The following is a 12,592-nucleotide window of genomic DNA, read 5'->3' as shown; positions in this document are numbered from 1 at the left end:
GACGACGCCCTTACTGGGCGTCCTTCAGCCAGCCTGCAACCATCTCGGGATGGCTCGCGATGTAGGCCGCGGCCTCTTTCTCGTAGGACGAATCCTTCGCCTTGGCCATGATGCCTTCGAGGTCCGCCAGCGGGATCTTGAAGTTCTTGATGAAGGCCGCGGCTTTCGGGAAGTCCTGGTCGAAGCCCTTGCGGCCGATCGCGTGGATCGCTTCCGCGCCGCCGAGGGACTTCTTCGGATCCTCCAGGTAGCGCACCTTGTACTTCGAGAACATCCAGTGCGGGTTCCAGGTCGTCACGACGATCCATTCCTTGCGCGTCATCGCCCGGTCGAGGGCGACGATCATGGCCGCATCCGAACCGGTGCGCAGGTCATAGCCGGCGAGGCTGTAGTCCTTCAGCGCCTGCTCGGACGCACGCATCAGACCCGCACCCGGGTCGATGCCCTGGATCTGGCTCTTCAGCTTCTTCGCCACTTCCGGCTTGTTCAGGTCGGCGATCGACGACAGCTCGGACGCCGGCACGTAGTCGGGGACGGCCCAACCGAGTTTTGCGTCGCCGTACAGGACTCCCAGATCCATCAGATCCCCCGAGAGCTTGTCCCAGTAAGCCTTGTGCGTATTCGGCAGCCACGCCATCAGCATCACGTCGAGCTGCTTCTTGGCGACGCCCTGGTATTGCAGGCCGATGTCGGTCATCACCAGCTCGACCTTGTAGCCGAGCCGCTGCTCGAGCAGCTGCTTGGCGATGTTCGTCACCGCCTCCGCATCGGACCATGCCGTCCAGCCGATCTTGATCGTCTTCTGTTCGGCAGCCTGGACGCCACTCGCCCCTGCCACCGCCGATACGATCATCGCTGCGCCGATTGCATGCTTGAATGCTTGCTTCAGTCCTGAAAACATCTGCTCCTCCGGTTTTGGTTTGGCGGGCTCTATACATCGGCCCGTTAATGGTGAATCTGAGTGATACGAGTCGAGACCTTCGGTCCTGCGAGTGCAGCGGTCCTCAGGCGCCGCGGCAGGGATGCTTCGGGTCGATCGGGCGTGAAGCCAGTCTAGGATTCCCGGGGCAAGGCAAGTTACCCCCTTGCGACCTCCATCCATCCTGTTTGCGTCAAACCGCGGTGCGGCAGTCGCATTCGATTTTCGGCAGATTCTCGTGCCGCGCTTCCGAGCGGAGCCTCAGGGCTTGAGGATCATTTCGATGGCCTCGCGCACCTCGGGCTGCAGCGTGATGCCTTCGGAGCACAACTTCGCGATCAGGCGGGGGAGACCGTTGACGGGCTGGGCTGCCCGCACTTGGCGTGCCCAGGACTCGGGCGATCCGTCGGCCGGGAGATCGATGCCCAGTTCGCCCAGCCGCTGACGGAAATCGTCGATATCGACGAGGTCGGCAAACATCATGAGATCGTCCCCCCTGACAGCCCGCCGCTCACCGCAGGACCCCTTCTTCGCGCAACAGCTTGAGAATGGCCTCGGCCCCCTGTTGCGCCGGGACCCCGTTGAGCACCTGTCCGCCACTGCCCTCGGCTTTCGCCGCAGCGGCCTTGAAACGGTCTCGCGCCGAGCTCGCTTTGACGATCTTGAGGCGCTTGGGGCGCTTGCGTGCCGGCGCGATTGTCCACTCCCGCGCCGCACCGTCGGGGTTGGTCCCGAATGCCTTCCGGCGCAGTTCGCCCCGCCGTGCCGGACCGAACGCGCTCTGTCGCGCAGCGTGCGCCGCCCCATCGACGGTCACGACGGCGGGCAGCCTCACCTTGAGCCGCCGGCGCTGCCCGCGTGGCAAGGCCTGCAGCACCGTCATCGTGTCGCGAACGACCGATTCGACCTCGGCGAGCCCCGACACCAACGACCACCCCAGGCGCTCGGCGAGGAGGAAGGGCACGAGTCCCGACCCCTCGCCCGTTTCGCCCCGCGCACCGCAGAGCACGATGCGTGGCGCGGCGGTGCGCAGCCAGGCTTCGAGCGCCGGCACGACATCCGACCCCGCCGGCTGCTGCAGCACGTCGATCGCACCGATACCCATGCCCAGATAGCCGCGCAGCGCGGCTTCCGCCTCGGGCGAACACTCGCCCGCATGGACCAGGTAAAGGTCCTCGCCCTTCGCCAGAGAGAAGCCGATCTCGACGGCGCGCGCATCGTATTCCGCGCGACGCGTGCGCCCGGTCACGGGGTGACGCCCCACCGAAACCAGGGCCGCGATCTTCAGCGCCTGCTCGCCCGTCGGTTTTCCGTTGTCTTCACGCTGCATTGCGCTGCTCCTTGCGAACCCCTTCGACCAACTCCACCAAGGCCGCGAGCACTTCGCTCGAATCCGCGATCACCGACAGGTCCGCGCGCTTGACCATGTCGCAACCGGGGTCCGTGTTGATCGCGATGACCTTGTCGCACTGCTGGATGCCCTGCAGGTGCTGGATCGCGCCCGAGATGCCGACGGCGAGATACACCCGCGCCGTCACCCAGGTGCCGGTCGCGCCGACCTGGCGGTGACGCGGCATGAAGCCGTTGTCCACCGCGACCCGCGACGCCCCTTCGGTCGCACCAAGCACGCTCGCCGCGCGATGGAAACCGTCCCAGTCGCGGATGCCGTTGCCCGCGGAGAGGATGAATTCCGCCTCCGCGAGCGCGACCCCGGCGGGATCGACCGCCACCGCGCCAAGGTCCTCGACCCGGCGCAACGCCTGTGGCAAGGCCGCCGGTGGCGCGACCGACTCGGCCGCATGGACCGTTTCGCTGACCGGTTCGGCACATTCGGGCAGCGCGAGGACGATGCGCGGCAGAGCGCGGGTGATGTCGACGGTGCCGGCCGCGCCGCGGGCGATGCACTGCCCATCCGCGATCTGCCACACCTGGGTCGCCGGCCGCTCGCCGCGCCGTGCCGCGAAGCGCCGGCCCAGTTCCGCGCCGCCGAGGGGCGAATCGGGGAACAGCCAGTGGCGCGGCTCGTGCTGACGCTCGATGCCGCCCAGCGCGTTCAGGCGCTGTTCCGGTGCGTAGCCGTCGAAGGACTCGCCGGCGAAATTCACGACGCGGTCCACGCCCGCTTCGCCGAGCCCCTCGTCGCGCGACTCGCCGAAACTCACCAGCAGCACAGCGCCCTGCTCCACACCGTCGGCGAGCTGACGTGCCAGTCCAAGTACGTCGCGGTCATGCGCCGACAGGCGACCGCCGGGCATGTCCGCGACCACCGCGACGCAGAACGCGGGGGTGTCGATCTGCACGCGCCGCCGCGCCGGGGCAGCACCGGACTCGCGCCTCGCTGTGACGACCGCGTTGGCGGTCTGCGCGCCGCTGCAATCGATGCGACGGATGCCGTTCGGGCCGATGAAGCCGACCGCATGCGGATTGCGCCGGATGATGCCGTTCGGCCCCATCCACTGCGCCACGGGCACGCCGCCATTCAGTTGCGCGAGCACCGCCTCGTGCTCGGGATGCAGGCGATTGCGCGCGATCCACTCGGTGCGCGGGTCACGTCGAATGATGTCCGTCATGCTGCCACCTCCGCTTCCAGCGCTTCTTCCGCGCGTCGTGCCGGTGCCGGCGCCGTCACGAGCTGCGCCGCGACGAGTTCGGCAATGTCGAGCACTTCCGGGCGCGGCCCGACGACGCCTTCGAGCATTGCCGTGCACTGCGGGCACCCGACGGCCACGACCTCGGCTTTCGTCGCGTTGATCTCTTCGATGCGCATGTCCGGGATACGCCGCTTGCCCGGGATATCGGTGATCGGCGCCCCGCCACCACCACCACAGCAGCGCGAACGGAAGCCGGAACGCTCCATCTCCACGACCTTGATGCCGATCCCCTTGAGCGCCTTGCGCGGCGCTTCGTACTCGCCGTTGTAGCGGCCGAGGTAGCACGGGTCGTGGTAGGTCACCCGGCCGCCGGTCCACTCGCCCAGCGTGAGCCGCCCCTTCTCCATCAGGTTCGAGATGAAGGTGCTGTGATGCGTCACGGTGTAGCTGGCACCGAAGGCCGGGTATTCGTTCTTCAGCACGTGGACGCTGTGCGGGTCGCAGGTCACGATCTCGCGGAAGCGGTACTTCGCGAGCGTCGCCGCGTTGCGTACCGCGAGCGTCTGGAAGCTCGCCTCGTCGCCGAGACGGCGCGCCACGTCGCCACTGTCGAGCTCCTCATTGCCGAGCACCGCGAAATCAACCTGTGCCGCGCGCAGCACCTTCACGAGTGCCCGCAGGGTGCGCTGGTTGCGCATGTCGAAGGCGCCGTCGCCCATCCACAGCAGCACGTCGGCGGTGCCGCGCTTGGCCATCAGCGGCAGGTCCAGGTCCGCCGCCCAGTTCATGCGCGAGGCGGGATCGAAGCCGCCGGGGTTGTCGGTGGTCGCGAGGTTCTCGAGCACCTCCCTGCCCTTGTTCGGCGTGTTGCCGTGTTCCATGGTCAGGAAGCGCCGCATGTCGACGATCGCGTCGACGTGCTCGATCATCATCGGGCACTCCTCGACACAGGCACGGCAGGTCGTGCAGGACCACAGCGTCTCCGCATCGACCAGCGCGCGGCCCTCACGTACGTCTCGCAGCACGATCGGGCTGTGCGCGTCGCCGCCGTGTTCGCCGACCGGCTTGCCCGGGTAAGGCGAGCCCGCATAGGCCGCATCCGTACCGCCGGCCAGGCCGACCACCATGTCCTGGATCAGCTTCTTCGGGTTGAGCGGCTGACCGGCGGCGAAGGCCGGGCACATCGCCTCGCAGCGGCCGCACTGCACGCAGGCGTCGAAGCCCAGGAGCTGGTTCCAGGTGAAGTCCGCGGGCTTGCCGACGCCCAGCGGCGCGGTGGAGTCCTTCAGGTCGAGCGGCTTGAGGCCGGTCGAGCGCCCGCCGCCGAAGCGTTCGGGCCGACGATGGAAAGCCAGATGCAGCGCGCCGGCGAAGGCATGCTTCATCGGTCCGCCCCAGGCCATGCCGAGGAACATCTCGCCGATGCCCCACGCGACGGCGAGCGCCAGCACCGCGGCGAGCGCCCAGCCGCCGAACGAGGCCGGCAGCACACCGGCCGTCGGCAGCGTGACCAGGAACACGCCGCTCGCGAACGCGAAGAGGCTTTTCGGCAGACGCATCCACGGGCCGCGCGAGAGCCGCGCCGGCGGGTTCTTGCGTCGCGCCGCGACACGCAGCGCGCCGGCGAACATGACGGCCGTGGCCGCGAGCAGCGCCCAGCTCAGCAAGCGGCTTTCAAGCTGAAAGCCGTGCACCAGGATCAGCAGCACGGCAGCCGCGACGAAACCGCCACCCGTCGCGACGTGGGTGTTCGCGAACACCTTGTCGCGCGCGACGACGTGGTGGAGGTCCACCAGGTAGCGGCGCGGCATCGCGGCCAGGCCGCCGAGCACGGAGACCGGCGATGGGCGTCCTTGGCGCCACAGGCGGACGCGCCGGACGGCGCCCGCCAGCGCGAGCGCCAGCGCGGCGAAGATCAGTATGGGGAGTACTACGTCAAGCATTGTTCTCTCCTTGTGTCGCTTGGGCTCTCGGCGACACATTGCCGGGCGCGGTTAGCAGGTTCCTTCCCCTTCAAGGGGAAGGACAGGATGGGGATGGGTTTCGATTTGCGCAGCAAGAAACCCATCCCCACCCCAACCCTCCCCTTGAAGGGGAGGGAGAAAACCCGCGCATCCTTCACTGCATTACGTTGCCGATCAGGAGTTTCGACTCAGAAATCCTTGCACAAGCGCAGCGCATCGAGGATCGCCGCATGCGTATTCCGCTGCGACACGCAGTCGCCGATGCGGAACAGCAAATAGCCATCGCCCTTTTCCGCAAGGCACGACTGCGGCTGGATCGCGAAGAGCTCCTCGATGTTCACCTGGCCCTTGTTGCGCGAACCCGGCTTCAGCTCGTAGTACAGCTTCTCGTCCGGCCGCACGCCGTTCTCGACCACGATCTGGTCGACCACGCGTTCTTCCTTCGCGCCGGTGTATTCGTTCTCCAGAACCGCGACGAGCTTGTCGCCTTCGCGATACACCTTCTCCAGCATCATGTCCCCGGTCATGATCACTTCCTTGGGGTACAGGCTGCGGTAGTAGGTCGGGAAGGTCGTGCCGCCGATCGCCACGCCCGGCTTGATGTCGTCGGTGACGATCTCGACCTTGGCGCCCTTGTCGGCGAGGTAGTCCGCGACCGACATGCCGGAGAACTCGCAGATCGTGTCGTACACCAGCACGTTCTTGCCCGGCGCGACACGGCCTTCGAGGATGTCCCAGCTGCTCACGACCAGCCCCTCGGCGGCGCCCCAATGCGGGTTCTGCTCCAGGAAGGGATGGGCACCGACTGCCAGCACGACGACGTCCGGCCGCAGATCCATGATCGTCGCCGCATCCGCCCCAACACCCAGGCGCAGGTCGATCTTCAGGCGCGCGAGTTCGAGCTGATACCAGCGCGTGATGCCCGCCATCTGGTCGCGCTGCGGCGCCCGCGCGGCGATCGAGATCTGGCCGCCCAGCGCGTCCTTCTTCTCGAACAGCGTCACGTCATGGCCGCGCTCGGCCGCGACGCGCGCCGCCTCCATGCCGGCCGGCCCGCCGCCGACGACGACCACCTTGCGCTTCGGGCCCGTCGATTTCTCGATGATGTGCGGCAGCCCCTGATGCTCGCGCGAAGTCGCGGCGTTCTGGATGCACAGCACGTCCAGGCCCTGGTACTGGCGGTCGATGCAGTAGTTCGCGCCGACGCACTGGCGGATCTGGTCGACCTTGCCCATCTTGATCTTGTTCACGAAGTGCGGATCGGCGATATGCGCGCGCGTCATGCCGACCAGGTCGACATAGCCGCCTTCCAGGATGCGCTGCGCCTGGTTGGGATCCTTGATGTTCTGCGCGTGGATCACCGGCACCGACACCACTTCCTTGATCCCGGCCGCGAGATGCAGGAAGGGCTCCGGCGGATAGCTCATGTTCGGGATCACGTTCGCCAGCGTGTTGTGCGTGTCACAGCCCGAACCGACGACACCGATGAAGTCGAGCAGGCCGGTATCGCTGTAGTACTTCGCGATCTGCTTCATGTCCTCGTGCGTGAGGCCGTCCGGGTGGAACTCGTCGCCGCAGATGCGCATGCCGACCACGAAATCACGCCCGACCTCGGCACGCACCGCCTTCAGCACTTCCATGCCGAAGCGCATGCGGTTCTCGAAGGAGCCGCCCCACTCGTCGGTGCGCTGGTTCACGCGCGGGCTCCAGAACTGGTCGATGAGGTGCTGGTGCACCGCCGACAGCTCCACCCCGTCCAGCCCGCCTTCCTTCGCACGGCGGGCGGCCTGTGCGTAGTTGCCGATGATGCGCTGGATCTCCTCGGGCTCGATCGTCTTGCACGTCGCGCGGTGTACCGGCTCGCGGATGCCCGACGGCGACACCAGATGCGGCCAGTTCTCGCCATCCCAGCGCGAACGCCGGCCCATGTGCGTGATCTGGATCATGATCTTCGCGCCGTGCTTGTGCATCGCGTCGGCGAGGTTCTGGAAGTGCGGGATGATCTTGTCGGTCGCGAGATTCACCGACTTCCACCAGCCCTGCGGACTGTCGATCGCGACCACCGACGAGCCGCCGCAGATGCACAGGCCGATCCCGCCCTTGGCCTTTTCCTCGTAGTACTTGACGTAGCGCTCGGTGGTCATGCCGCCGTCGGTCGCATAGACCTCGGCGTGCGCGGTGCTGACGATGCGGTTGCGGATCGTCAGCTTGCCGATCTGGATCGGCTGGAAAAGGGCGTCGAACTGTGCCATGGCCTATTACTCCTTTCAGCGCGGACGGGTGACGAACACGCCGTAGTCGCAGCCTTCCTCGGCGCCGCTCTGGACCTGCTCGGCCAGCGTGCGCAGCGGGCTGCCGGCCGCGGCGAGGATCTGGTCCATCGCGCCGGCGAACCAGCCGGTGAACATGTATTCGATCTTGCGACCGACCTTGCCGTACTCATAGACGAAGGCCGAATGGTCCAGGCGCACGCGGCAGGTGCCCGCGTCGAGATCGATCGCCTCGATCGAGAACAGGCCCCAGCCGCGCTGCGACAGGCGCTTCATGTAATGCTCGAACACCGCCACGCCGGAAAGCTTGTGCAGCGCGGCCTCCTTCTCGCACCAGTGCCAGGCCGACTTGTAGCCGGCCTTGTAGAGGATCTCGGCGTAGCGCTCGGCGCCGATCTCTTCCTCGATGCCCTTGTGGTTGTTGATGAAGAAGTGGCGCGGCACGTACAGCATCGGCAGCGCGTCGGTGGTCCAGACGCCGGTTTCGGAATCGACTTCGATCGGCAGTTGCGGTGCGGTCTTCATGTTCGTTTTGTCTCCAGAATTTTTGTCGGGGCAGCAAAGGGGCAGAAAGGCGGCTCGCGTCAGGCTCACTCGCCCCAGACGTCGCGCAGCACGCGCACCCAGTTCTCGCCCATCACCTTGCGCACGACACGCTCGGGCATGCCGCGCTTGAGCAGTGTTTCGGTCAGGTTGGGGAATTCACCGACGGTCCGGATGCCAAGCGGATTGACGATCTTGCCGAAGCGGGTCAGCTCGCGGGCGTAACCCTTGTCGTGCGTGAGCCACTCGAAGAACTCGTTGTCGTGGCCCTGCGTGAAGTCGGTGCCGATGCCGATCGCATCCTCGCCGACGATGTCCATCACGTACTCGATGGCCTCGGCGTAATCGTCGATCGTCGAGTCGATGCCTTTCTTGAGGAAAGGCGCGAACATCGTCACGCCGACGAAACCGCCGTGATCGGCGATGAACTTCAGCTCGGCGTCGGACTTGTTGCGCGGATGTTCCTTGAGGCCGGAGGGCAGGCAGTGGGAGTAGCAGACCGGCTTTTTCGATTCGAGGATGACTTCCTCGGAAGTCTTCGCGCCGACGTGCGACAGGTCGCACATGATGCCGACGCGGTTCATCTCGGCGACGACCTCGCGGCCGAAGCCCGACAGTCCGCCGTCGCGCTCGTAGCAGCCGGTGCCCACGAGGTTCTGCGTGTTGTAGCACATCTGCACGATGCCCACGCCGAGCTTCTTGAAGATCTCGACGTAGCCCAGCTTGTCCTCGAACGCGTGCGCGTTCTGGAAGCCAAGGATGATCCCGGTCTTGTTCGCTTCCTTCGCCGCGGCGATATCCGCGGTGGTGCGCACCGGCATCACGAGGTCCGTGCTTTCCGCCATCAGGCGATTGACCATCACGATGTTGTCGATGGTCGCCTGGAATCCTTCCCACACCGAAACGGTGCAGTTCGCCGCGGTCAGGCCGCCGCGGCGCATGTCCTCGAACAGATGCCTGTTCCACTTCGCAATGATCAGCCCGTCTATGACAACGGCACTATCGTGAATTTCCTTCGCGTTCATCTCCGGCTCCTCCGCAAGCGCTATTCGTGGGGATGAGAATAGCGTCGGGGCCGAAAAGCCTATTGCACAGGAAGCGACGGCGAAGAGCCAAAACGCGTCATTTCGGGAAATACCGGAACACGCGCGATTCGGACGTTAAAAAGCCCGTCGAGGACCCTTCGGTCCCGGACGGGCTCCAACCCGGCGCGCGCCGGTTCAGCAGACGGCGCGGCGCGCCACGCCCAACACGCTCCCATAGGTCGCCTCACCTCTCGCCGCCATCAGCGCCACTTCGGCAGTCGAAGCCGGCAGGACGGTGTCGTGCACTTCGGCGCTCTCGTCGGCAATGAAGATTTCGCGTCGCCCGCGCGCGCCGCGCGGCACGGGCTCGATGGTCCGCTCGCTGCTCGGCGGCACGCCGAAGAAGCCGCGGTAGCACTTCGAGAAATGCGGCGTCGAGACGAAGCCGCAGGCGGTGGCGACTTCGATGATCATCATCGAGGTCTGCCGCAGCAACTGGCGCGCGCGGTTGATGCGGAGGGTCAGGTAATAGCGCGACGGCGAACCGTTCAGATGCTTGAGGAAGAGTCGCTCCAGCTGCCGCCGCGAAATGCCGGCGATCTCGGCCAGATCCTCGAGTTCCAGCGGTTCCTCGATGTTCGCTTCCATCAGCGCAACGATCTCGAGGAGCTTCGGCTGCGAGGTTCCCAATACGTGGCGCAGGGGAATGCGCTGCTGCTCCTGATCGTTGCGGATCCGTTCGCACATGAACATTTCGGAGATCGCCGCCATCAGTTCACGCCCGTGCTGCTTGCCGATCAGGTTCAGCATCATGTCGAGCGGCGCCGTTCCACCCGAGGCGGTGAGGCGGTTGGCCTCGATCGTGAACAGGCGGTTGGTGACGAGCACCTTCGGGAAGGCCTCCTGCAAGCCCGAAATACACTCCCAGTGGATGCTGGCCCGATAGCCGTCGAGCAGCCCCGCCTGTGCGAGCGCCCAGGTACCCGTGCACACGCCGCCGATCAAGGCACCGCGTCGCGCCTGTGCTTGCAGGAAACTCAGGTGGGATTTGCGGATCGCCTGCTGCTGCGCGACGCCGCCACACACGATCACGATGTCCAGATCGTTTGCGGCGTCCATCGGTGCATCCGGCAGGATCCGCTGGCCGTCGCTCGCGCGCACCGGATCCCCGTTCTCACTCAGGGTGAACCACTGGTAATGCTCTTCCCCGCTCAGGTGATTGGCCATGCGTAAAGGCTCGATGGCCGATGAATGCGCGATCAGCGTGAAATTGTCGAGCAGCAGAAAACCGATTCGCGTCGGCCCCGCCGCAACACCTCGCCCCGCAGCCCGGCCTGCGGCCGCGCCATTGCGCTCGTCTTTCATTACCCCTCCTCCATAGGCACCGCTGTGCCATGCAGGCCGATCTTTATTGCCGGCCTTGTCATTTGAATACCCTTCGAACACACCCGTGTGCGCTGTGGTGTCGCTCGTCCGAAAGTCATATTTGAACTTTCCCGGAACCATCGCACGCGGTCGTTTCCGACGTGGAAATAGTGACACTGCACGCAGGGCTAATCAACCGCGGGGAGGCTCCCGGCTTGTCCCATTACGACATGATTTTTGTCGCACGCGACATGGAGTTCCGGTCGGTCCCGTTCGACCGCCAATACCCTGCTTTTTGACTGCCTGCCCGCGGCAGCACGAAGGCGTCGCCGTTGAACGCCCGCAGTGCAGCAATGTTCCCCTTGCGACCTTCGGCATTCTCCCTGCGTCGCGTCTATTGAACCCGAACCGGCACTCCTGTTTCATCTGCCGGCACCGCGATGTCGATCCCCGCGGGTGCGAATTGCCCTTGCATTTTCTTGCGTGCCAATCGGGTCGGGCGCGCATTTTCGATTCAGGGGATCCCGATGGCGTCGTCCGTCGCAAAACGGGAAGAGATTCACGGCGATAAGGGGACGGCGATTCGATTCAGAGCACGTGGCCCGAGCATTTAGAAAACTACACAACAACGAGATTCAACCAAGGAGGAAGATCAATGAAGTCTTTGAAGCGTTCATCGTCCGCGCCGCTTATGGTCGTCGCCACCTGTCTCTCCCTGTCGGCCCCGGGGGCACTGGCACAGGCTGCGGACTCTCCCCTCAAGTTCGACGGAGCCGTGCGGATCCGGGCCGAGCACCTCAGCTGGAATCCGGACCGCAAGGGGACGCTCGAATTCGACACGGTCCGCCTTGGCTACACGTATGACGACGGGCGCTTCATCTCGTCCGGCCGGGAGCGCTACTACCATTACTCGACCCGCCAGACCGGTGCCAACGAAGGCGCCAGCCTGCTGATGAACGAATACCTGTGGGCCGGCCTGCGATTCTCTGACAAGAGCGAACTTCACGTCGGCGAGGATCTGGTGCCCTTCGGAAGTTTGCGGTATGCCTCGCATAATTTCTTCGAATCAATGGCCTATTACGCCGGCTATGAGGACACCTTCGCGTTCGGTCTGAAGTACTTGCGCAAGGACGGCGGCCTGAGCACGATGCTGGCTTTCTTTCCGTCCGACGGTGGCCATCTGCTCGGTGCCACCGACAATACACGGGTGCTCGACGGGTATGACTCGCTCCGTTTCAGCAACCACCTGATGAAGTCTTACGGAAGAAAAGAACGGAACACCTTTGTCGGCCGCCTTGCCTACGAGTTCGAGCTCGGTGGCGGCAAGTCGGAAGTCGGTGTTTCCGCACTCAATGGCGAGCTCGACACGACCAACCCCACCCTGTCGGCCGGCCGACGCAATGCCCAGACGATTCATTACGCGGGCGAATTCGGCAATTTCGGGGTGAAGCTCGAGACCATCCGCTATCGCAACAACTTCTCCGGAAACGGCTCGGCGAATGGCAACTGGTGGACGGCATGCAACAACGATTGCGTCATCATCGGCTCGTACGGCTTTACGAATCGTCTGGCGGCAAAAGGCAATATCGATATCGTCAGCCTCAGCTACAAGATTCCCGGCTCGATCGGGCCGTTCAGCAACTTCCGCGTTTATAACGACTGGAGCCAGCTGAGGAAATCCGCGGCCGGCTTTCAGCGCAGCACGCAGAACGTGACGGGCGTCGAATTCGGCAGCGGCGGCTGGTGGATCATGCTCGACTTTGCCTACGGCAAGAACCAGCCTTACCTCTCGCCAGTCTTTGGCGACGCACTGGCCGCCGGCCGCTCGTCCAACGCATCGGGAAGGCGCTTCAACGCCAGCATCGGTTACTACTTCTGAGCGCGCCGCCGAAAGGCGGGGCAAGCCGATTCGAAT

General features: G+C 65.2%; 10 protein-coding genes. 1 reads left to right on the top strand and 9 read right to left on the bottom strand.

The genetic code is table 11. From position 1 onward, the window contains the following. Positions 1-10 precede the first annotated feature (10 nt). From CDA09_RS10925 to gbdR, 9 genes are all read right to left on the bottom strand, one after another. Positions 11-901, bottom strand: coding sequence for a glycine betaine ABC transporter substrate-binding protein (locus tag CDA09_RS10925; RefSeq protein ID WP_286164472.1), 891 nt, complete (start codon positions 899-901; stop codon positions 11-13). A 279-nt stretch (positions 902-1,180) separates the two neighbouring features. Then, positions 1,181-1,402, bottom strand: coding sequence for a hypothetical protein (locus CDA09_RS10920; RefSeq protein ID WP_121428652.1), 222 nt, complete (start codon positions 1,400-1,402; stop codon positions 1,181-1,183). A gap of 28 nt (positions 1,403-1,430) precedes the next feature. After that, positions 1,431-2,249, bottom strand: coding sequence for an electron transfer flavoprotein subunit beta (gene etfB, locus CDA09_RS10915; protein ID WP_121428651.1), 819 nt, complete (start codon positions 2,247-2,249; stop codon positions 1,431-1,433). Further along, complete coding sequence (gene etfA, locus CDA09_RS10910; protein ID WP_121428650.1) at positions 2,239-3,489, bottom strand: electron transfer flavoprotein subunit alpha; 1,251 nt, start codon at positions 3,487-3,489, stop codon at positions 2,239-2,241. Before etfA ends, etfB begins: the two co-directional genes overlap by 11 nt. After that, complete coding sequence (locus CDA09_RS10905) at positions 3,486-5,453, bottom strand: (Fe-S)-binding protein (protein WP_121428649.1); 1,968 nt, start codon at positions 5,451-5,453, stop codon at positions 3,486-3,488. Before CDA09_RS10905 ends, etfA begins: the two co-directional genes overlap by 4 nt. A 209-nt stretch (positions 5,454-5,662) precedes the next feature. Further along, the gene (gene dgcA / locus CDA09_RS10900) at positions 5,663-7,726 is read right to left on the bottom strand and encodes a dimethylglycine demethylation protein DgcA (protein ID WP_121428648.1); all 2,064 of its coding nucleotides are present in this window, start codon (positions 7,724-7,726) and stop codon (positions 5,663-5,665) included. Between the two features lie 15 nt (positions 7,727-7,741). Next, positions 7,742-8,269 carry a DUF5943 domain-containing protein gene (locus CDA09_RS10895; RefSeq protein WP_121428647.1) on the bottom strand — a complete coding sequence of 176 codons (528 nt, stop codon included), beginning with the start codon at positions 8,267-8,269 and terminating at the stop codon, positions 7,742-7,744. A 65-nt stretch (positions 8,270-8,334) separates the two neighbouring features. After that, a complete protein-coding gene (locus CDA09_RS10890; RefSeq protein ID WP_121428646.1) occupies positions 8,335-9,312 on the bottom strand; it encodes a dipeptidase in 978 nt (325 codons plus the stop codon). A gap of 195 nt (positions 9,313-9,507) precedes the next feature. Continuing rightward, positions 9,508-10,818: a choline metabolism transcriptional regulator GbdR gene (gene gbdR, locus CDA09_RS10885; protein ID WP_286164469.1), complete on the bottom strand. Its 1,311-nt coding sequence runs from the start codon at positions 10,816-10,818 to the stop codon at positions 9,508-9,510. Between the two features lie 514 nt (positions 10,819-11,332). Here gbdR and CDA09_RS10880 point away from each other — a divergent pair. Further along, a complete protein-coding gene (locus tag CDA09_RS10880) occupies positions 11,333-12,556 on the top strand; it encodes a hypothetical protein (protein ID WP_121428644.1) in 1,224 nt (407 codons plus the stop codon). Positions 12,557-12,592: the final 36 nt, after the last annotated feature.

The organism is Azoarcus sp. DN11 (genome assembly GCF_003628555.1).
Taxonomy (GTDB): Bacteria; Pseudomonadota; Gammaproteobacteria; order Burkholderiales; family Rhodocyclaceae; genus Aromatoleum.
This window is presented reverse-complemented; position numbering and strand designations above follow the sequence as displayed.

Coding starts and splice junctions, on each gene's coding strand:
- CDA09_RS10925 (WP_286164472.1), bottom strand. CDS start 901: ATGTTTTCAGGACTGAAGCAAGCATTCAAGCATGCAATCGGCGCAGCG.
- CDA09_RS10920 (WP_121428652.1), bottom strand. CDS start 1,402: ATGATGTTTGCCGACCTCGTCGATATCGACGATTTCCGTCAGCGGCTG.
- etfB (WP_121428651.1), bottom strand. CDS start 2,249: ATGCAGCGTGAAGACAACGGAAAACCGACGGGCGAGCAGGCGCTGAAG.
- etfA (WP_121428650.1), bottom strand. CDS start 3,489: ATGACGGACATCATTCGACGTGACCCGCGCACCGAGTGGATCGCGCGC.
- CDA09_RS10905 (WP_121428649.1), bottom strand. CDS start 5,453: ATGCTTGACGTAGTACTCCCCATACTGATCTTCGCCGCGCTGGCGCTC.
- dgcA (WP_121428648.1), bottom strand. CDS start 7,726: ATGGCACAGTTCGACGCCCTTTTCCAGCCGATCCAGATCGGCAAGCTG.
- CDA09_RS10895 (WP_121428647.1), bottom strand. CDS start 8,269: ATGAAGACCGCACCGCAACTGCCGATCGAAGTCGATTCCGAAACCGGC.
- CDA09_RS10890 (WP_121428646.1), bottom strand. CDS start 9,312: ATGAACGCGAAGGAAATTCACGATAGTGCCGTTGTCATAGACGGGCTG.
- gbdR (WP_286164469.1), bottom strand. CDS start 10,818: ATGGTTCCGGGAAAGTTCAAATATGACTTTCGGACGAGCGACACCACA.
- CDA09_RS10880 (WP_121428644.1), top strand. CDS start 11,333: ATGAAGTCTTTGAAGCGTTCATCGTCCGCGCCGCTTATGGTCGTCGCC.